The sequence below is a fragment of the Microbacterium mitrae genome, from assembly GCF_008017445.1.
GTDB classification, from domain to species: domain Bacteria; phylum Actinomycetota; class Actinomycetes; order Actinomycetales; family Microbacteriaceae; genus Microbacterium; species Microbacterium mitrae.
Genome location: NZ_VRSW01000001.1, coordinates 1,153,814 through 1,172,385 on the forward strand (window position 1 = coordinate 1,153,814; position 18,572 = coordinate 1,172,385).

At 62.6% G+C, this 18,572-nt stretch carries 21 protein-coding genes; 5 read left to right on the plus strand and 16 right to left on the minus strand.

All coding sequences use genetic code 11. The features are described from left to right. Positions 1-247: 247 nt before the first annotated feature. The 8 genes from FVP60_RS05350 to FVP60_RS05385 all read right to left on the minus strand — a co-directional run bounded on the left by FVP60_RS05350 (position 248) and on the right by FVP60_RS05385 (position 4,431). Positions 248-553, minus strand: a complete 306-nt coding sequence (locus FVP60_RS05350) for a Dabb family protein (protein WP_147825188.1) — start codon at positions 551-553, stop codon at positions 248-250. Next, positions 550-825 carry a glutaredoxin family protein gene (locus FVP60_RS05355; protein WP_147825189.1) on the minus strand — a complete coding sequence of 92 codons (276 nt, stop codon included), beginning with the start codon at positions 823-825 and terminating at the stop codon, positions 550-552. Before FVP60_RS05355 ends, FVP60_RS05350 begins: the two co-directional genes overlap by 4 nt. Before the next feature lie 89 nt (positions 826-914). Then, on the minus strand, positions 915-1,205 hold the full coding sequence (locus FVP60_RS05360) for a rhodanese-like domain-containing protein (protein WP_147825190.1): 291 nt from the start codon (positions 1,203-1,205) through the stop codon (positions 915-917). Next, a complete protein-coding gene (locus FVP60_RS05365) occupies positions 1,192-2,892 on the minus strand; it encodes an FAD-dependent oxidoreductase (protein WP_147825191.1) in 1,701 nt (566 codons plus the stop codon). The genes FVP60_RS05360 and FVP60_RS05365 overlap by 14 nt, the downstream gene beginning before the upstream one ends. After that, entirely contained in the window at positions 2,879-3,154 is a 276-nt protein-coding gene (locus FVP60_RS05370) for a metal-sensitive transcriptional regulator (RefSeq protein WP_246132461.1), read from the minus strand. The genes FVP60_RS05365 and FVP60_RS05370 overlap by 14 nt, the downstream gene beginning before the upstream one ends. A 130-nt stretch (positions 3,155-3,284) precedes the next feature. After that, positions 3,285-3,383, minus strand: a complete 99-nt coding sequence (locus FVP60_RS05375; protein WP_003792170.1) for a 30S ribosomal protein bS22 — start codon at positions 3,381-3,383, stop codon at positions 3,285-3,287. Between the two features lie 106 nt (positions 3,384-3,489). Beyond that, positions 3,490-3,681, minus strand: a complete 192-nt coding sequence (locus FVP60_RS05380) for a helix-turn-helix domain-containing protein (RefSeq protein WP_147825192.1) — start codon at positions 3,679-3,681, stop codon at positions 3,490-3,492. 345 nt (positions 3,682-4,026) lie between these two features. Next, complete coding sequence (locus tag FVP60_RS05385) at positions 4,027-4,431, minus strand: ArsR/SmtB family transcription factor (RefSeq protein ID WP_147825193.1); 405 nt, start codon at positions 4,429-4,431, stop codon at positions 4,027-4,029. 78 nt (positions 4,432-4,509) lie between these two features. Here FVP60_RS05385 and FVP60_RS05390 point away from each other — a divergent pair, with 78 nt between their 5' ends. Both FVP60_RS05390 and FVP60_RS05395 read left to right on the plus strand, forming a co-directional pair. Continuing rightward, entirely contained in the window at positions 4,510-5,949 is a 1,440-nt protein-coding gene (locus FVP60_RS05390) for a TrkH family potassium uptake protein (protein WP_147825194.1), read from the plus strand. After that, on the plus strand, positions 5,942-6,613 hold the full coding sequence (locus tag FVP60_RS05395; RefSeq protein ID WP_147825195.1) for a potassium channel family protein: 672 nt from the start codon (positions 5,942-5,944) through the stop codon (positions 6,611-6,613). Before FVP60_RS05390 ends, FVP60_RS05395 begins: the two co-directional genes overlap by 8 nt. A 549-nt stretch (positions 6,614-7,162) precedes the next feature. Here FVP60_RS05395 and FVP60_RS05400 read toward each other — a convergent pair. The 6 genes from FVP60_RS05400 to proC all read right to left on the minus strand — a co-directional run bounded on the left by FVP60_RS05400 (position 7,163) and on the right by proC (position 13,507). Beyond that, complete coding sequence (locus FVP60_RS05400) at positions 7,163-9,046, minus strand: CASTOR/POLLUX-related putative ion channel (RefSeq protein ID WP_187240572.1); 1,884 nt, start codon at positions 9,044-9,046, stop codon at positions 7,163-7,165. A gap of 225 nt (positions 9,047-9,271) precedes the next feature. Continuing rightward, positions 9,272-9,835 (minus strand): hypothetical protein, encoded by a 564-nt coding sequence (locus FVP60_RS05405; protein WP_147825197.1) that lies wholly within the window; start codon positions 9,833-9,835, stop codon positions 9,272-9,274. Between the two features lie 58 nt (positions 9,836-9,893). Next, complete coding sequence (locus tag FVP60_RS05410; RefSeq protein ID WP_147825198.1) at positions 9,894-10,706, minus strand: hypothetical protein; 813 nt, start codon at positions 10,704-10,706, stop codon at positions 9,894-9,896. Continuing rightward, the gene (locus tag FVP60_RS05415; protein WP_147825199.1) at positions 10,697-11,269 is read right to left on the minus strand and encodes a hypothetical protein; all 573 of its coding nucleotides are present in this window, start codon (positions 11,267-11,269) and stop codon (positions 10,697-10,699) included. The genes FVP60_RS05410 and FVP60_RS05415 overlap by 10 nt, the downstream gene beginning before the upstream one ends. 72 nt (positions 11,270-11,341) lie before the next feature. Next, positions 11,342-11,884: a hypothetical protein gene (locus tag FVP60_RS05420; protein WP_147825200.1), complete on the minus strand. Its 543-nt coding sequence runs from the start codon at positions 11,882-11,884 to the stop codon at positions 11,342-11,344. A gap of 792 nt (positions 11,885-12,676) precedes the next feature. Beyond that, positions 12,677-13,507 (minus strand): pyrroline-5-carboxylate reductase, encoded by an 831-nt coding sequence (proC, locus tag FVP60_RS05425; protein WP_147825201.1) that lies wholly within the window; start codon positions 13,505-13,507, stop codon positions 12,677-12,679. Between the two features lie 190 nt (positions 13,508-13,697). Between proC and FVP60_RS05430 the strand changes: the two genes are divergently transcribed. Next, a complete protein-coding gene (locus tag FVP60_RS05430; protein WP_147825202.1) occupies positions 13,698-14,801 on the plus strand; it encodes an alpha/beta fold hydrolase in 1,104 nt (367 codons plus the stop codon). 58 nt (positions 14,802-14,859) lie between these two features. Further along, positions 14,860-15,777: a DUF808 domain-containing protein gene (locus tag FVP60_RS05435; RefSeq protein WP_147825203.1), complete on the plus strand. Its 918-nt coding sequence runs from the start codon at positions 14,860-14,862 to the stop codon at positions 15,775-15,777. Positions 15,778-15,821: 44 nt separating this feature from the next. On the opposite strand, the gene FVP60_RS05440 is transcribed toward FVP60_RS05435, so the two are convergent. Continuing rightward, the gene (locus FVP60_RS05440; RefSeq protein ID WP_147825204.1) at positions 15,822-16,274 is read right to left on the minus strand and encodes a nucleoside deaminase; all 453 of its coding nucleotides are present in this window, start codon (positions 16,272-16,274) and stop codon (positions 15,822-15,824) included. Positions 16,275-16,354: 80 nt separating this feature from the next. Between FVP60_RS05440 and upp the strand changes: the two genes are divergently transcribed. Then, entirely contained in the window at positions 16,355-16,987 is a 633-nt protein-coding gene (upp, locus tag FVP60_RS05445; protein ID WP_147825205.1) for a uracil phosphoribosyltransferase, read from the plus strand. A 103-nt stretch (positions 16,988-17,090) separates the two neighbouring features. Here the strand turns inward: upp and FVP60_RS05450 are convergent, their stop codons facing one another. Beyond that, positions 17,091-18,545 carry an MFS transporter gene (locus FVP60_RS05450; protein ID WP_147825206.1) on the minus strand — a complete coding sequence of 485 codons (1,455 nt, stop codon included), beginning with the start codon at positions 18,543-18,545 and terminating at the stop codon, positions 17,091-17,093. Positions 18,546-18,572: the final 27 nt, after the last annotated feature.

Here is an 18,572-nt window from a genome sequence, read left to right on the forward strand (position 1 = left end):
TTCATGTTCTCCCCATCAATTTTGAGATTCATGCGCAACGACGTGCGCACCGTGCGCGAAAGATGCATCTGGACTGCGGGCCGAGGCCTCACTCACATGGGGGGATGATACATACACGCCAATAGGCGTTGTCAACTGATCGGATGACTATTTTTCCCACCTGATCAGGAAATCATTGTCATCGATTCAAGACTGGTCGAAGTCAAAATTCAAAGCCGAGTCGACGACTTGACGAGGTCAATTCTCGTCAGGCGACGTGAATATCGACAGCCACGCGGTCGGCAACGACGCTGCGGATGAAGGTGCCGGCCTCTTTATGCGCGGGATGCACCTGGTAGGCCTCGAGGCCCTCCTGGTCTGCAAAGTCGGCGATCAGCACGACGTCCCAGTTGGTTCCGACGTACAGCGCTTCAGCGCCTGCCGTCAACGACAAGATCGACGGAACCACGCCGACAAGTGCCGAAAGACGGCTCACGATTTCGTTCGCGTGCGCTGCGCGCTCGGCTTCATCGGTGGCGGCCAGGCGCCAAGCAACGACGTGACGGACGGTCATCGCGCGTTCTCCTTGTTAGCGGCGAGCAGGGCGTCGTGAAGCCGGTCAGCGGCCACTCGCCAATACGTGTGCAACTCACCGTCAATCAGCACGACGGGGATCTTCTCCCACCACTGGTCGTACAGCGCCTTGTCTTCAAGAATCGAAGCGGATTCGACTTCAATGGTGTCGGCGACGTCATCGGGAAGCTCGGCAATAACCTGCTCGACGATGCCTTCAGCAACGTCACACAGGTGGCAGCCGTCTTTGCCGATCAGGGTGAGAGTGGTCACACTTCAATTCTATGCCCGCTGAGGCATACGGGCTCTCGAAGCAAAACACCCCGACACGCACCGGGCGTATCGGGGTGTTTACGAACGTCTTACTGCTCGACCGGCTTGCCGAGCGAGATCCAGCCGCCGGTGCCACCGTCAATGTTGGTGACATCATGGCCCTGGGCCTCGAGGTACTCGCTTACGCGAGCTGAGCGACCACCCGACTGGCAGATCACGTCGAAAGCACCCTCGGGCAGTTCGCCCAGGCGCTCGGTGATCTGCGACATAGGAATGTTGATCGCGCCCGGCACGTGGCCAGCGGCGTATTCGTCAACCTCGCGAACGTCAACGAGCGGCAGGCCGCGGCCTTCGAGCTCCGATACGTCAATTGTCTTCATGAGTCAGGATGTCCTTCCCGTGGTAGGCGATGAGGGTCTGCATCCCTCCTGAAAGTGTTGCAGAATCGAGGCCCGCCGCAACCAGCACACGGTGAGCGAGGTATGAACGAATTCCGGCAGCGCAGTGCGCACGCACCGGGCGACCGTTCGCTGCGGCGATGACCTCATCGAGGCGCTCGCGCAGTTCGGTGTGCGGCACGTTGAGCGCGCCAGGCAGGTGACCGGTGGCGAACTCATCGGCACGACGCACGTCGAGAATGAGGCTCTCAGCCATCACCTTCTCCAGGTCGCGCGCTTGCCACAGTGTCGTGGTTCCGTCGAGCACGTTCTGCGCGACGAAGCCCACCATCTGCACCGCATCCTTCGCACTACCGAACGGCGGCGCGTAGGAGAGGTCAAGATCGGCCAGCTGATCGATCGTCATGCCGCCGCGAATCGCGGTGGCGATGACGTCGATGCGTTTGTCGATGCCGTCGCGACCGACAGCCTGCGCGCCGTAAATGCGGCCACGCTCGTCACCATCAGTCGCGAAGTACGCAACGAGGTGGATGGCTTCGGAACCAGGGAAGTAGCCGGCGTGCGAATTGGCATGCAGGTGCAGGGTTTCGAACGGAATGCCCGCGGCGATGAGTTCGCGCGAGTTAGCTCCGGTGGCGCCAGCGGCCAGGCCAAAGACACGCACGATCGACGTGCCGAGGGCCGCAGGCCTCGGGCGGAAGCTCGTCGACAGCATGGCGTCGGCGATGTAGCGGCCGTCACGGTTCGCGGGACCAGCGAGGGCAACGGAACGCAGGGCTCCGGTGATCGGGTCGACGTGCGTCACAGCGTCGCCGACGGCCCAAACGTTGGGGGCCGAGGTGCGACCGTTTTCGTCAACGATGATCAGGCCGCGGTCGGTCTTTGCGATCGACTCGGGGGCGATCTGCGTCGCCGGAACACCGCCGAGGGCAATCACGGCGTGATCGGTCACGATCTCGCCGTCGTTGCTGAGGGCGACGACGAGCTGGCCATCGCGCTCGCTGAAGCCGGTCGGCTGCGCGTTCGCATGGATAACGACGCCGTTCGCCTCGAGCTCCGTGGTGATGTACGACGCGAGTTCGGTCTCGAAGTGCGTCAGCACGTGAGCCGAGCGCTGCACGAGGTGCACCTCCAGGCCACGTGAGCGCAATGCTTCTGCTGCTTCAACGCCAATGTAGCCGCCACCGAGAACGACAGCCGACGATGCGCTCTGTGCGATGCTCTCGAGCTGAATGGCGTCAGGAACAGTGCGCAGCGTGCTGAGGCGCGAGCGCACTTCGGTCACACCCGGGTAATCTGCGATTCCTGAGAACATACCGGGCGAGAGCACGAGCTCGTCGTACTCAAACTCGGTCGGCTCAGTGGCATCTAGGCTTTCGAAAACACGCACGATACGGCGCTCGGTGTCGATGCCGGTGACGAGGTGGCCGGTGCGCACGTCAAGGTCGAGGGCGGCCTTGAGTGAGGCGGGCGTCTGCACGAGCAGCGACGACTGGTTCTCAATCTCGCCGGAGACAAAGTAGGGAAGGCCGCAGTTTGCATACGAGACCTCATCGCCCTTTTCGAACACGATGATGTCGGCGTTGTTGTCGAGGCGGCGGGCGCGGGCAGCGAAGCTCATGCCTCCTGCGACACCACCGACGACGAGGATGCGCTTACGCGAAGGCATGGAACAGCTTCTCCAATCGGGCACGGTCTTGTTCGGTCGACTCCGGGTTAATGAAGCATTGCTCCAGCCCAGAGGAAATGATGGAGAAGGCGGCGCGGTCGATGGCCTTGGACACGGCAGCCAGCTGGGTCAAAACATCAGAACAATCGCGGTCGGATTCAATCATGTTCATGATCCCGGCCAACTGCCCGTACGCACGCTTGAGGCGCGGCATCGCGTGATCCATATTGACGTGGAGTTCGTCGCTCTTCTCTTCAGCCATGCCCCCACTATATACCCCCGGGGGTATCCCGAACCTGGGAAATCAGCCCACTGGTTCCGCTGCAAGAAAACACAAAGCGCCCGTCAAAATTGACAGGCGCTGAGTGTCTACGGTCTGGAAGACCAGCCGCTTACTTCTTGTTGCGGCGCTGGTGACGAGTCTTACGAAGCAACTTGCGGTGCTTCTTCTTCGCCATACGCTTGCGGCGCTTCTTAATGACTGAACCCACGGAAACCTCACTAGATCGGGGCTGGACGAACGGGACGTGACCCGGGCGTCCGGGAACGGGCAAATTAATGCCTCCGACAGTTTACATGAGGTCGGAGGCGCCGTGATCAGCCAACGTCTGCGATGGGTCGATTCATCGCGGCGACCACGTCAGACTCGGGCACACGATACGAGCGCCCGAAACGAACAGCGGGGAGTTCTCCTGAGTGCACCATGCGGTACACCGTCATGTTCGACAGGCGCATCAGCTTTGCGACCTCGGCGACAGTCAAGAACTTCACATTTGAAATATCAGCCATTTCCGGCTCCCCTTGTTTTCAGCAACTCTAAGCGACGCCTGAGGCACGTGTAAACCTCTGTGGTTTCTGTTACTGCCGTGACAAAAGTTGCCGTTCCCAGAAACTCGATGTGAGCCGTTCTCAGAAACCCCATGTGAGCCGTTCCCAGAAACCCCATAAGGTGCGTGCATGCCTAGTTCAGGCTGATGCAGTCAAATCGTTCGCAAGCACTTCGGTCTGAGATTCCCGGATGTGCAGAACCAGTCCCCCTAATGGTTCACCTCCCGCGAGCGGGTGGGGTGCAAATCTGGAGTACCCCACTCGCTCGCATTTCTGCGCGCAGCGGGCCATGGTTCCGAATTGTGCCTAGTTCTTGCCCGGCAGGCGGCGCCACACGCTTTCTACGGCGTGCTTGGCCGAGGCCGCTGCGCGGCCAACGAACTCGGCGGCGTTTACCGCGGGCTCGGGAAGGGTGGAGGATGACTCCGGAACCTCGGCGTCGAGGAAGGGCAGGATCCAGTCATCGACATCGCCAAGGGGCGACGGGTCGAGGCTGTAGTAGCGATGCTGGCCTTCTTCTCGTGCCACAACGAGTCCGGCTTCGCGCAACACCTTGAGATGCTTGGAGACGGTGGGCTGGCTAACGCCAAGCTCGGTGACGATGTGAGACACACTCGTGCCGTCGTACGAGGGCGTGTCTGACCGGTCGAGGAGCAGGCGTAGGATTTCTCGCCTGGTACCGTCGGCGATCACGTCGAAGATGTCAGCCATGTGTTTAGGTTAGTCAGTGCTCGCGAGGAGTACCATGACGGGCGACCGGATTTCACGATTCGAAGGAGGAACGTAGCAATGGCATCACGCAACCGCGCTGCCGCTTCGTCGACCTTCTCCGAACGTTTTCGCCGCGTTTTTCACGATTTGCGGGAACAAGGAACCAAGTCACCCGCACGGTTTGCGGTGGTCATCTTCAGCTCGCTGATTCTGCTGTTTACCGCGTTATTTTCCATTCCGGCGGCATCGGCAAAGGGTCTGACGATCTCCCTGGCCGATGCCTTTTTTACTGCCATGTCGACCATTTGTGTGACCGGTCTGACAACCGTCAACATGGACACGCAGTGGTCACCGTTTGGGCATGCGCTGGTTTTTCTCGGCGTGCAGATCGGCGCCATGGGCGTGTTGACGCTCGCGTCGATTCTCGGTTTGGTGATTTCCAAACGGCTCGGCCTCCGCGCCAAGCTGATGGCGGCCGGCGATTCCAACCCGCTGCGAGCGCACGGCGGACCGGTCAACGAAGGCCAGACCGTGCGCCTGGGCGAAGTGGGTCAGCTGCTTGCGACCGTCGCGCTGTCGACCCTCATCATCGAAGTTTCGCTCGCGATTCTGCTCTACCCGCTCATGGTGATCGCAGGCGTTGACCCGTGGACGGCGCTCTGGGAGGCGCCGTACTACGCCGCAATGTCGTTCACCAACACCGGCTTCACGCCAAACCCCGGCGGCATTGCGCCGTTCGCCGATGACTACCTGTTCTTGACAGTGCTAATGATCGGCGTTTTTCTTGGTTCCATCGGTTTTCCGGTGATTTTCGCGCTCGCCAAGCATGTGTGGCACGTGCGTCGTTGGTCGCTGCACGCCAAGCTCACCGTCATCACCACGGTGATTTTGTTCTTCGCGGGAGCCGCCGCCTTCTTGCTCCTGGAGTTTGACAACCCGAAGACATTCGGGTCGATGGACGCGTGGGACACCACGTTCCAAGCGTTCTTCCTCTCGGCGATGACCCGCTCCGGCGGCTTCGCTGTTGTCGACATCGGCGAGCTCAACGGCTCCAGCCTCTTGGTTGGTTCCATGCTCATGTTCGTGGGTGGTGGTTCCGCATCAACAGCCGGCGGCATCAAGGTGACAACGCTCGCCGTACTCGCCCTGGCCGTGTGGTCGGAGGCTCGCGGCCGCCAGACTGTCGAGGCATTCGGCCGTCGTATTCCGTCTGACGTGCAGCGCGTAGCGATCTCGGTGGTGGCGTGGGGTGCGACGATCGTGGCGCTGTCGGCCATCATCATCGCGCAGATAACGAAGGCGCCGATATCGCACGTGCTGTTTGACGTGATCTCCGGTTTCGCGACCGTGGGACTGTCGACCGGTCTCACTCAAGAGCTGCCAGACTCCGGCGTCTACGTGCTTGCGATCACCATGTTCATGGGCCGCGTTGGTACAGTGACACTCGCCGCAGCCGTGGCCGCAACCGCCCGTTCGCAGCTCTACTCGCTGCCCGTCGAAAGGCCGATCGTTGGTTGAGAAGATCCGCAGCGATGCCCCTGTGCTCGTCATCGGACTGGGGCGCTTCGGCGCCGCCTGTGCGGGCGAACTTGACCGCCTCGACCGTGAGGTCTTGGCGATCGACGAGAACCTGGAACTCGTGCAGAAGTGGTCGGAACGCGTGACCCACACCGTGCAGACCGACGCCAAAAACCTTGAGGCGCTGCGCCAGGTCGGCGCACAAGACTTTCAGGTTGCCGTCGTCGCTGTCGGCTCATCAATTGAGGCCTCGGTGCTGATCACCGCGAACCTCGTTGACCTGAAGATTCCGCAGATTTGGGCGAAGGCGGTATCGCAGTCGCACGGCAAGATTCTCGCCCGCGTCGGCGCAAACCACGTCATCTACCCGGAACGTGAGGCCGGCGAGCGCGTCGCCCACCTGGTGTCGGGGCGCATGCTCGACTTCATCCGGTTCGACGACGATTTCGTGCTCGCCAAGATGTACCCGCCGCGCTTCATCCGCGGCGTCGGCCTCAACGAATCGGGCGTGCGCTCGAAGTACAACGTCACCGTCGTCGGCGTGAAGAGCCCAGGCAAGCCGTTCCGCTACGCCGAAGCCAACACCGTCGTCACCAACCACGACCTCGTCATCGTGTCAGGAACCAACTCCGACATCGAACGCTTCGCCGCCCTCGACCGCTAGCGGCGCTTCGCGGGTGCGCTGCGGTGCGGCGCTGTGTGCCGTGGTGCGGCGTGCGCTGTGCCGGCACGATGGTTCCGCGCGCCGCTCAGCCGGCACGATGGTTCCGGGGCCGCCCCGCCTGCGCGACGGTTCCGCCCACCGCGGTGCACCAAACCGCGCGTCGCGCGGGATCACGTCGCGCGAGCCGACGACATTTCCCAAGTGTCGGACAAGTTGGCCCGCCGCGGCGAGGGAAGCGGTCCCACCCGGCGCGTCGCCTCGCTCCCTCCGACATTCGGGCAGCCCCAACGATCGTGCAGGCAATCGGAACCACGCGCGGGCTCCCGACGCCCACGCACTTCGCGAGGCGGTGCGAGTTCCCAAATGTCGGAGCACCCGGCCCAGCACAGCTGTTGAGAGCGGTCCCATCCGGCGCGTCGCCTCATCCCCTCCGACATTTGGGAACACCGCGCACCCCAACGAGCGTGCACGGCAAGCGGAACCACGTGTGGGCTCCCGACGCCCCCGCACTTCGCACGGCGGGCGCCGTGGTTCCGAACCGCGCCCTTGCTACGCCTCCGCGAGGACGATGATCTCGTCACCTTCGGCGAAGGACAGCCGCTCGGTTTTTGCGGGGTTGAGGTTGACGCCGTAACCCTCCGACTTCTGCCGGGCGTGCGCGGCCCGACGGAACCCGATGGCCGTCTCGCCGCGGAATCGCGCGGCTTCCATGAGGGCCGTGAAGTTGATGTCGGTGTGCAATTCGACGTAGTCATCGACGGGGTGCAGGTACATTTCGCTGCTCTTGCTGGTAAACAGCACGTCGAAAACCTCGGCCAGCACGGGATTCTCGCTGATCTGGGCGAGCGCCAGTGCCACAATCTTGTCGCTGATGATGAAGTCGTCGGCCTCCGTCACCTCGGCGAGTTCGCGGTTCGCGTCGTCGAGCATTTCCGTCACAACGTTGAGGTCTTGGCCGTCGTGGCGGGCAATGTCACGCAGCTGCAGCAACGTGACGAGAGTGCGGCTATCGGCCTGTTGCGGGTCAGTCGCGGGGTCGGCGAGGACAACTACGTGATCGAACGAGGTTGGGTGCAACGATTCGAGAAAGCTCCGTTGCGAGGCGTCGCCGCGCTGCAATGTCACGCTGAGCCGGTCCAATTGCGGAATGTTCTGCACTTCGTCGCGCGTGACGATCGTCGCGTCTGATCCGCTGGCGACGTACTGGTTCAGCTCAGTGAGCATGCTCGGCAGGGCGCTGTTGGTACCCAGAACGAGAATCCGCTCAGGCTTCTCAGGGGCGCTCACCCGCTCGGCCATTCCGACCGGATCAACGACCAAAGGCCTGCCCAGTTTGATGGTGCTGTCATCTTCGGCAATGACGACGAGCCTGTCGCCAGCTTGCAGCACGCATTCGGCATCGGGGTTCATCATCACCGTCTCACCACGAACGATGCCGATGGCGGTGGAATTTTCGAACGCCAGCTGAGCGTCGAAATATGTCAACCCAATCAGTTCGGGCTGATCCGTGACGTAGATTTCGTTGCGTTCAAAATCGAGCAGCTCTTGATAGACATTCGACAGTCCCGACTGGCGACACGTCTGCACCGTGATGCGGCCGATCAGCTCCGGCCCGACGACCCATTTGGCTTCGTCGCCGCCGACCAGGCGCGCAATGTCGAGGTTGTCGGGGCCGGTCAGCTCCCCGACGATGTGATACTTCGCGTCGGCATGCGTGGCGCTGTTGGTCAGCGCGAGGGCTGCCTTGATCACGTCGATATCGGGGTCTGTCGCGTCAGCCGGGCCGAGCAGAATGATGCTCCGTGCGGCATGTGGACTGCCAATTTCGAGGTCACGCAGTGACTTCGGATCTCCCGTGCGGCAGGTGACCGTGGTCTTGCCGAGCCCCTGCGTCGCCGCCCGAATCTCGTCTTCCATGTCGACCTTGTCGCGATTCGCAAGAATGACGATATGCGAGCGGCCGCGCGAAACGTTGGCCGTCGCCAGTTCTTGCACGATCGAGAAGACCTTCGAGTTCCAGCCAAGAATGAGCGTGTGGTCTTTCTCGAGCACGCGCGATCGCCCCTTGCGCAGCTGCTCAACACGGCTGTCGAAAGCGCCGGACACGATGCCGATCAAGCTCGCGACGATGACGAGGCCGCCGATCGTCACAACCAGCATCAAGATACGAAACGCCCACCCGCGGTCACCACCCATGGTTCCGGGGTCCAGCGTTCGCATCAGCGAGCCCCACATGAAATCAAACGGGCCCTCGTTCGGGTCAGGAGAAGTCTTGTCGCGGGCAAGGGCGAGCACAATCCACGTGATGAACCCCAAAATCACCACAAAGACGAAGGTGGCGAGGGCGAGCAACCCCATGAGCGCGACGGTTCCGCCCGCCATCCAAACGTCAAACCGATAGCGCAAGCGCTCGTTGAGGGTGGGCGTGGGCATTGCGCTCTCCTTTGAGCTCGTGGCACGCGTGCGCGAGGTCGGTGCTGGCCCGCGTGCGAGCGTCGGGCCGAGACCGGGGCCCGTCTCCCCGGGCTTGGGATGAGTGTAGCCAACGGAACCATCGGAGCACGCCGCGCAACGGGGCATGTCGCTGGGTGGCAACGTTGCGGCGGGGCGCGGCTCAGCGGCGAGGGTGGGTGGCAGCGTGCAGGCGAGGAACAGCCGCTAACATTCCGGACCGTCTTCTCTAAAAATGATGTAGTCGATCTTCCACATCACCTCAGCGGCAACGACAGGCACGACGCGCACCCGCATCGCGGAGATCGGCAGCCGTGTTGGGCTGACCAATGAAGCTCCATCAGCACCCACAATGTCTGTGCCCCCGATGTCCAGGCAAACGTCAAGCACCACACGCTCCGAATCCTGACCGGCAACTGCTGCGCTGAGGATGAGAGCACCGCCGGTGAGAGTGGTTCCGTCCTCCGCCATAGACATGAGCGTTTCTAGGGTTCCATCTCGCATCTCGCCGACGATGAGGTCCAGGAGCGGGTCCCACGTAGAACGGTCGGCAATAGCCACTTGGTTCTCGGCTTCGACGTACGCCTCGTATGCCGCAATTGCTGCAGCAACGTCAGCGTCAGGGTCGACGCCAGGCGTGTACGCCGGCTTGGGAGTCGCGGCCGGTGTGGATGGTGCACTCGACGGCGGCCCCGACGGCGGCGAGGTACAACCGTCGAACACCAACAACGTCGTTACGCCGACAGCAGCCAGCAGGCGAGAAGTTCGCATCCCGTGACGCTACTTAATTCCGCGCAAGGCGGCGCTGTCTTTCCACAAGCTCGTCGCGTTAGGGGCAGCCGATGCCGTTGGGGTCTTCGTTGCAGTCCTTGTCAACGAGCGCGGTGACGACCTCGTAGATCGTTACATCGTAGCCAGACGCGGTCGCGCGCACGTAACCGTCGACCGGTAGCCACGCGCCGGAGCCTGTGAAGTTCACGGTTGCGGAGTATGCGACCGTGACCGAAACATCAAACTCGCCCTTTGCGGAGTACACATGTGAAGCATCCGTCGGCGTGAACTGCGGCAACCCAGCATCTACCCACGAATCGTACGCATCTGTCACCGTCGCCGTGGTTCCGTCACCGTAGTCAAACGTGTACGACACCGGAGTGAACTGAACACTAACCGGGTAGCCAAACAATGCACCCGTGAGTGTGTGAGTGCTCGCTGTGCTCAAGAAGTTGGTGGGCTTGCCGATAACTCCGGCCGTATACGGCTCACCCGTCAACGTTGGGGGCTGCGGAGTGAAACGAGCGAGATCGGCCAGCGTCGGGTAGGGAATCTCCACAACGTCGTCGGACTGGCAGATCCCCTGCAACGGGTCGTTGATCGGGAACGTGTCATCATCGGTGTTGCACAACGTCACCGGCGGATTAACCGGCGCACCCGAATTCCCCGGATTACCTGCGCCCATAAACGGATCACCATCGCTATCCGATGGCGGACTGATGCCGTAGCCCGGGTTTCTTGGGGCAAGGCCGCCGACCTCAACCGATCCACCATTATTGTCAACCTCGCAAGTAATGTCTTGAGGAAAACAAACGTTGGCAGGCGATACGCCCGCCAATAGGCCGCCAGCAAGGAGAACAATCACGAGCATGTCAGATCCGACCAGCCAATGTGGACGATCGCCCACCCGAATTGCACGCCGTCATTTGACTGGAGGATCACGTTCATAGATTTGACCGCGTAGTCCTCTGCAGACCCGATCAGAACTCCATTCGAATCCAAAGTCATGGTCTCAGCGAAGTCGGTGCACACGTGAAGGTTCACAATCGTCGACTGAACTTTCGTCGCGACAGCAGAGACAATTTGTGCATCCCCTTCAAACTTGTACCCGGCCGCCGCGAGTTCCTCGTAAGACGAGATTGAATCAGAGAGGTAGGGGTCAGCGAGGAGCGCAAGCACTGAATCCCACGTCTCGCTATCCGAGAGTTCAACATCGTTATTCGCTTCGACGTACGCCTCGTACGTAGAAATAGCCGCGGCGACGTCAGCGTCGGGGTCGACACCCGGAGTGTATTCCGGTGTCGGCGTGGCGCTCGGCGTCGATGTCGTCGCCGAAGTCGGAATCGGAAGCGGTTCCGACGGCGCGGGCGTACAACCGGCGAGCGCCACCATTGACACCACACCCGCAATAACCAGCATCCGAGAAATCCGCATGCAGAGACGGTACTGAATTTTGCGTCGAGCCGCGCGGTTTATCCACAGCCTCGTCTGCCCAATTGGGCGGTGCTACAAGCACGGCCGGTCCGACATGCCGAAGTATCCGATCTTCCAACCATGCGGAGACGGTTCTGCAGCTTGGAGAACGACGTTCATGGATAGAACGCCGTACTCGGAAATATCTCCGATGAGATCCCCGTGCGCGTCGCGAATCAGCGCCGCTGAAAAGTCTGTGCAAACGTGAATTCTCAAGACCGTCCCGTAGGCCTGCTCCAATTCCGCCGAAACTATCTTTCCTGGACCATCGAACACCTCACCGTTCTCAGCCATCTGTTCGTATGACAGGACGGACGACTTCCGGTAATCCTCAAGCAGGAGGTCAAGAACTGGGTCCCACGTTTCGCGGTCGGCGAGGACGAGATTGTTACTCGCTTCGACGTACGCCTCGTACGTCTCGATTGCGGCCGCGACGTCAGCCTCCGGATCGACGCCCGGCGTGTATGCCGGTGTCGGGGTTACGACCGGCCGCTGTTCGGGAGGCTCGCCTACGCATCCAGCGAGCGCCATCAGCACTGTCATGCCCAACAGCGCCAGCAGACGACGACTTCCCATACGGCGACAGTAGACAAACCTCTAATCAACCGTTCCCGTTATCCACAAGCCAGATCGCCGGTCGCCTTAGAACATGCCTCGCGGCCCGTGCCGCAATTTGTCCCCCGCCAACGTCCTGGTTCCGCTTCCCGAATGCCGGAACCACGCGAGCCATGGGTGCTGACAGGCGGCTCCAAACGGCGTGTCGAGCGGATTGGTCCGACATTCGGGAAATGCTCGACCCCGCTCAGGCGGGGCCAGAGGCCGAATCCCGACCCTTCAGTCCAGCACAACGCCGCTCATCGGAACGCCGTCAAGCCCCCGCCGCACCGAGCCCACATGCAGCAATCCATCCCCCGCCAACCTCCTGGTTCCGCGTCCCGAATGTCGGAACCACGTGAGCCGCGCGCGCCGACAGGCGGCACCTAACGGCGTGTCGCGCGAACCGGTCCGACATTTGGGAAAGGCCCGACCACGGTCGAGCGGGACCGTCGGCCAAATACACAACTGTTCGGGCTGGCACACGACCGTCAGTCCAGCGCACCGTCTCACGCCAACAGCGTGGTTCCGCTTCCCGAATGTCGGAACCACGTGAGCCGCGCGCTCCGACAGGCGGCACCTAACGGCGTGTCGAGCGAACGGGTCCGACATTTGGGAAAGGCCGCACCGCGGTCAGACACGACGCCGAGACGCGGAACCCCGGAACCCCGGAACCACGAAACCCCGAAACCCCGAAACCCCGGAACCTTCCCCCGCCGAGACGCACACCCCAAGAGCAGCACCACAACAGCACCCCAACGGCACCCACCGCCCCTACGCCCCGGCGGCGAGCTCCTTTGCGCGGGCGAGGGCGGCGTTGGTCGCCGCGATAAACATCGAGTCGAGTCCGGCGTCCTGCATCACGAAGATGGCTTGTTCGGTGGTTCCCTTGGGGCTCGTGACCCGGCGGCGAAGGTCGGCGGGATCATGGCCTGTGGCGTCAAGCAGCGCGGCGGCTCCGATGAAGGTCTGCTCGGCCATAATGCGCGAATCGGCCAGCGTAAACCCTTGGTGCAGGGCCGCCTGCGTCAGCTGCTCAATGAGGAAGTACACGTACGCGGGGCCGGAACCAGAAATGGTGGAGAGCCGGTCGATACCGTCTTCGTCCGTCGTGATCACGGTGCCGACCGCCTCGAACACCGCGCGCACGGCGGCGATATCTTCGGGCGTGCAGTGCTCGTTAGCGGCGAGCCCGGTAACGGCCTTGCGCACAATCGCGGGCGTATTCGGCATCGCGCGGATAGCCTTCGCGCCCTCCCCCAGCGCCCCCGCAATCGTCGCCAGCGTGGTTCCGGCCGCAAGGCTCACCACAATCGCCCCCGGCTTGAGTGAGGTTGAAATATCCCGCAACAGGTCGGCCACCATGGCGGGCTTCACGCCAATCAGCACGATGTCGGCGTCGGCGACCGCGTCGTAGTTGGCGCGCGGAGAATCTGCCAGCGCAACGGACGTCACACCCGCAAGATCGGCGAGTTCAGCCGCCTTTTCAGCCGTGCGGTTCGTGACGATCAACGATCGCGTCGGCAACCCGCTGGCCACCACGCCACGCAGAATCGCGCCCCCCATAGAACCGGCACCGAGAATCGCAATCGCTGGAGCAGTCATGCCTACATCATAGGTTCGCCGGTCGGAACCACGACACGGCACCCAGAGGCCAGCTACCGAGTACCTCGATACGCCAGCACCGGAACCATGGGATTCACAGCGGGTGGCAATGTAGCGCGCAAGAAGGTCGTTACGATGGGCTGAGAGGCGCAAAGCAGCGCCCTGCGAACGACGGCGACAATGAGGGAAAATGACACTCTTTGACGGAATCACTGCACGCATCGTTGAAACGCCGCGCCTGAACGCCGGCATCCTCGAGCGCGCTGCCGACGATGCCAACGCTTCGGCCGACCGCACGATCGTATTTGTTCACGGCAACGTGTCTTCAGCCCAGTTCTGGCAGGTTGCGATGCTCGCCCTGCCACGTGATCTTCGCGTCATCGCGGTTGACCTTCGCGGATTCGGTGAGTCAGACTCCCTCCCTGTCGACGCGACGCGCGGGCTGCGCGACTTCTCCGACGACCTGCACTCGGTGCTCGAAACGCTCGGCATCGAGACCGCACATTTCGTTGGTTGGTCGATGGGCGGCGGCGTCATCATGCAATACGCCCTCGACTACCCGGCCCTCTCCCTCACGCTCGAGTCTCCCGTTTCGCCCTACGGATTCGGCGGCACCCGCCGCGATGGTTCCCGTCTCACTGACGACGACGCCGGAACCGGTGCTGGCGGCGCGAACCCCGACTTCGTTGCGCGGTTGGCCGCGAAAGACACCACCGACGAGGCCCCGACATCGCCGCGAAGTGTGTTCCGCGCCTCATACATTGCGCCCGACTTCCACAGCGTGAATGAAGATCACTGGGTTGAGTCGATGCTCACCACCTCGACCGCCGAGGGCAACTACCCGGGCGATGCGAAGGCATCGGAGAACTGGCCGGGCTTCGCTCCTGGCGAGATCGGTGTGCTCAACGCGATGGCTCCGCAGTACTTCAACGTGTCGTCGATCGTTGACCTTGAAGACAAGCCGGGCATCCTCTGGGTGCGCGGCGACGCCGACATCATCGTCAGCGACAACTCCCTATTCGACATCAACAACCTCGGCAAGCTCGGTGTGATCCCCGAGTGGCCGGGCGATGAGGCGGCCCCCGCGCAAGAGATGGTGGGGCAGACGCGCGATGTGCTTGAGGCGTACGTCGCCGCCGGCGGTCACGTCGTCGAGCGCGTCTTCGAAGGCGTTGGCCACGCTCCGCACCTTGAAGAGCCGGAAGACTTCCGTGCAGCGCTGCTGTCGCGTATCGCTTACGTGCCGGTGGGTGGCCCGCCGACCGAAGCGATCGTTTTGAAGTCGGCTGACTAAGAGAATCCACACCCGCCGACCACTAGGCTGAACCCGCTCAAAACTTTAGGGGGATCCCATGTCGGTCGGTTTGCTCGCTGTCGTCGACGACATTCTCAGCGCCGCAATGAAGGCTTCGGCCAAAACTGCTGGCGTGGTCATCGACGATGCTGCCGTCACGCCGCAATACGTGCAGGGGCTGACCCCGGCGCGTGAGTTGCCCGTGGTCGGCAAGATCGCCCTCGGTTCCATCGTCAACAAGTTTGTGATCATCATTCCGATCGCCCTCATGTTGACCGCCTGGGCGCCGCAGGTGTTGCCGTTCTTGCTGATCATCGGCGGAACCTACCTGTGCTTTGAGGGTGCAGAAAAGGTACTCGAATGGTTCGGTTTTGGGCACGGTCACGAAGACACTGGCGCGCGCGATGAGAAGAAGCTCGTGCTCGGCGCCGTACGCACCGACCTCATTCTGTCGACCGAAATCATGCTGATTTCACTCGCGAGCCTCGACTCTGACATGGGCATCGGCATGACCCTCGCCGTGCTCGCGGTGATCGCACTGCTGATGACCGGCATCGTTTACGGCGCCGTCGCGCTGCTCGTCAAGCTCGACGACATTGGCCTCAAGATGGCAAAGAACGAAGAGCGCCGCGTGCGCCACACCGGAACCCGCATCGTTCGCAGCATGCCGGCCGTTTTCCGCACCATCTCGATCATCGGAACCGTTGCCATGCTGTGGGTCGGTGGTCACCTCGTGCTCGCCAACCTGGGCGAAGTCGGCTGGCACCTACCCGTTGACATGCTGCACGCCGTCGAAGCGTGGCTCGCACCACTCGGCCCCGTCGTTGTGTGGTTCGGCGACACCATCATCTCGGCTATCGCCGGGCTCGCCCTCGGCCTCGTGATTGTCGGCATCGTGCTAGTTATCGCCAAGATCTTCGGCAAGAAGCCCTCGTTCTCCGAGGGCGGCGAAAACCCCGCCGCAGTCGCCCACTAAACACCCCGGCACCGAGTCACGGAACCACGGCGCCCGACGGCACGTCACCGACGCGTCGCGAAAAACTCCTGAAGCAGAGCCACCGCTTCACCCTCACGTACGCCGCCGATAACTTCGGCGCGGTACGGCAGTCGGCGATCTCGCAGCACGTCGTAGAGGGAGCCGGCAGCGCCCGCCTTGTCATCCCACGCGCCAAAGATCACCCGGGTGACGCGCGACTGCAGAATCGCTCCCGCGCACATCACACATGGTTCCATCGTGACGACCAACGTGGTTCCGCTGAGGTTCCATGATCCGGTGGCCTTGGCGGCTTCGCGCAGCGCCACAATTTCGGCGTGAGCGGTGGGGTCGGTCGTCTCTTCACGGCGATTGCGGCCAGCGCCCAGCCGCTCGCCCGTTGCACCCAGCACCAAAGCCCCCACCGGAATTTCACCGGCAACGGCGGCCTCGCGCGCTAGCGCAAGGGCTGCACTCATCGCCTCATCGGTGCTGCTCATACGTGAACCCTAGCCGAGCCCACCGATAACGCTCGCGCACGCAACTCACGTCGCGGCGCGAGAGACGTTATTCTGAATCCATGCGTGTTCACGTCGCCGATCATCCCCTGATCACTCACAAGCTCACGGTTCTTCGCGACAAGCGGACACCTTCACCCGTCTTTCGTCAGCTGACGGAAGAGCTCATGACGCTGCTGGCGTATGAGGCGACGCGAAGCGTGCGGGTGGAGCCGTATGAAATCGAGACTCCGGTCACCCTGACCACGGGTGTGCGTATCTCCGAGCCGCGCCCGCTGGTGGTTCCGATTCTGCGCGCGGGCCTTGGCATGCTCGACGGTATGGTCAAGCTGATTCCGACCGCCGAGGTCGGATTTCTCGGCATGGCACGCGACGAAGAAACCTTCGAGCCCGTCACGTACGCCGAACGCCTGCCCGACGACCTCAGCAACCGGCAGTGCTTCGTGCTCGACCCGATGCTGGCAACCGGCGGCTCGCTCGGCGCGGCAATTGACTTCCTGTTCCGCCGCGGCGCGCAAGATGTCACGGCCGTCTGCATTCTCGGCTCGCCCGAAGGTGTTGCCGCAATTGAAAAGCAGGTCGGCGACCGTGACGTCACCCTCGTACTCGGCGCACTCGACGAGCGACTCAACGACCAGGGCTACATCGTGCCCGGTCTCGGCGACGCCGGCGACCGCCTGTACGGCACCGTCTAACAACGTCAAGAAGACCGGAAAATCGTCGCGGCTCGCGCGGGATTTTCCGGTCTTGTCGTTTGCGGCGCGGAACTACGCTGCGGCGCTACTCTGCGGCGCGGAACTACTCTGCGGCGCGCGAGATGAGATCGTTCGCGCCGCCTCGACCGCGCAAATCAACGACCGCCACGATCAGCGCCAGCGCGATCAGTAGCGCGACGGCGACCAGGCCCAGGCGGAGAGCGTCGAACGGAACCTGATCGGCGGGCACAGAGCCCGATTCGCGAAACAGCGTTGCGTAATAGATCGACAGCGCAACAGCGGTACCAATCGCGTTGCCAATACGTTGTCCGAGCTGCGCGACGGAACCGGCCAGCCCACCCTCGCGCACCGGCACGTCTTCGAGCAGCAGGGTTTGGTTTGCCGACACCACGAGGCCGCCGCCGATGCCGCCGATAAACAGCAAGCCGGTGACGATCCACGGAATCCACTCGTGCGGCAGGAAGGAGGCGGCGATCGCCATCGACACCATGACGGCAAGCACAATCACCATGCCGCTCACGATGAGTCGCGCGCCCATGGTGTTGATGCGCGCGCCCGCCCACCAGCTGGCGTAGGCGCTGGAGAGCGCGAATCCGGTGGTGATGAGGCCGGCGATGAGCGCCGTGAGGCCCAGCCCCTGCTGCATGAAGATGGTGATCAGCAAGAACATCGGCGGCAGGCCCGCGAAGTAGAGCGTGCCAATCATGAGCCCGTTGCGGAACGAGCGCTTGCGGAACAGGGTGAGCGGAACCAGGGGCGCACGACCGCGGCGCGCGTAGCGGCTTTCCCACCAGATGAAGGCGGCGAGCGCAACGGCAAAGACGACCAGCAACCACCAGCGGGCGGGGTCATCTTCTGGCGACCCGGTGGTGAACAAGAACGGCCACATCAGGGCGATCACCGTGACAGCGAACAGCACGATGCCCATCGGGTCAAGACTCAGCGGCTCGCGCTTCTTCTTCGCCGACTCCGGCATGAAGAAAATCACGCCGAGAATGAGCAGGAGACCGAGCGGCAGGTTCATCCAGAAGATCCAGCGCCAGCCGTCAACCGGGCCGCCGAGTTCAATGGCGAGGCCGCCGAGTCCGGGGCCGAACGCGGTCGCAAGACCAATCGTGGCGCCAAATAGGCCGAAGGCCTTGCCGCGCTCTTTGCCCTGAAAGAGCTCTTGCACGACTCCGAGCACCTGCGGCATCTGAATGCCGGCGCCGACTCCCTGCAGCAGGCGCGCCACGAGAAGGGTCGTTGGGTCATTCGCGAAGCCGGCCAGCACGCTCATGCCGGTGAAGATGATCAGACCGACCAAGAACAGCGTCTTGCGGGAGCGCTGGTCACCGATGCGACCGGCCGGAACCAGGGCAAGGCCAAAGGTCAGTACGTAGCCGGCGACGATGATCTGCAATTCGGTGGACGAGGCGCCGAGCGCCGTCTCCAGAGCGGGTAGCGCCGTGTTGACCTTCGTCATATCGAGGATCGTGACGGCGGCGATTGCTACGCCCACCCAGTAGGCACGCCACTTGTGCGTCTCCAACGACATATTGCTCCTTCTCCGCGTGCTTCTCGG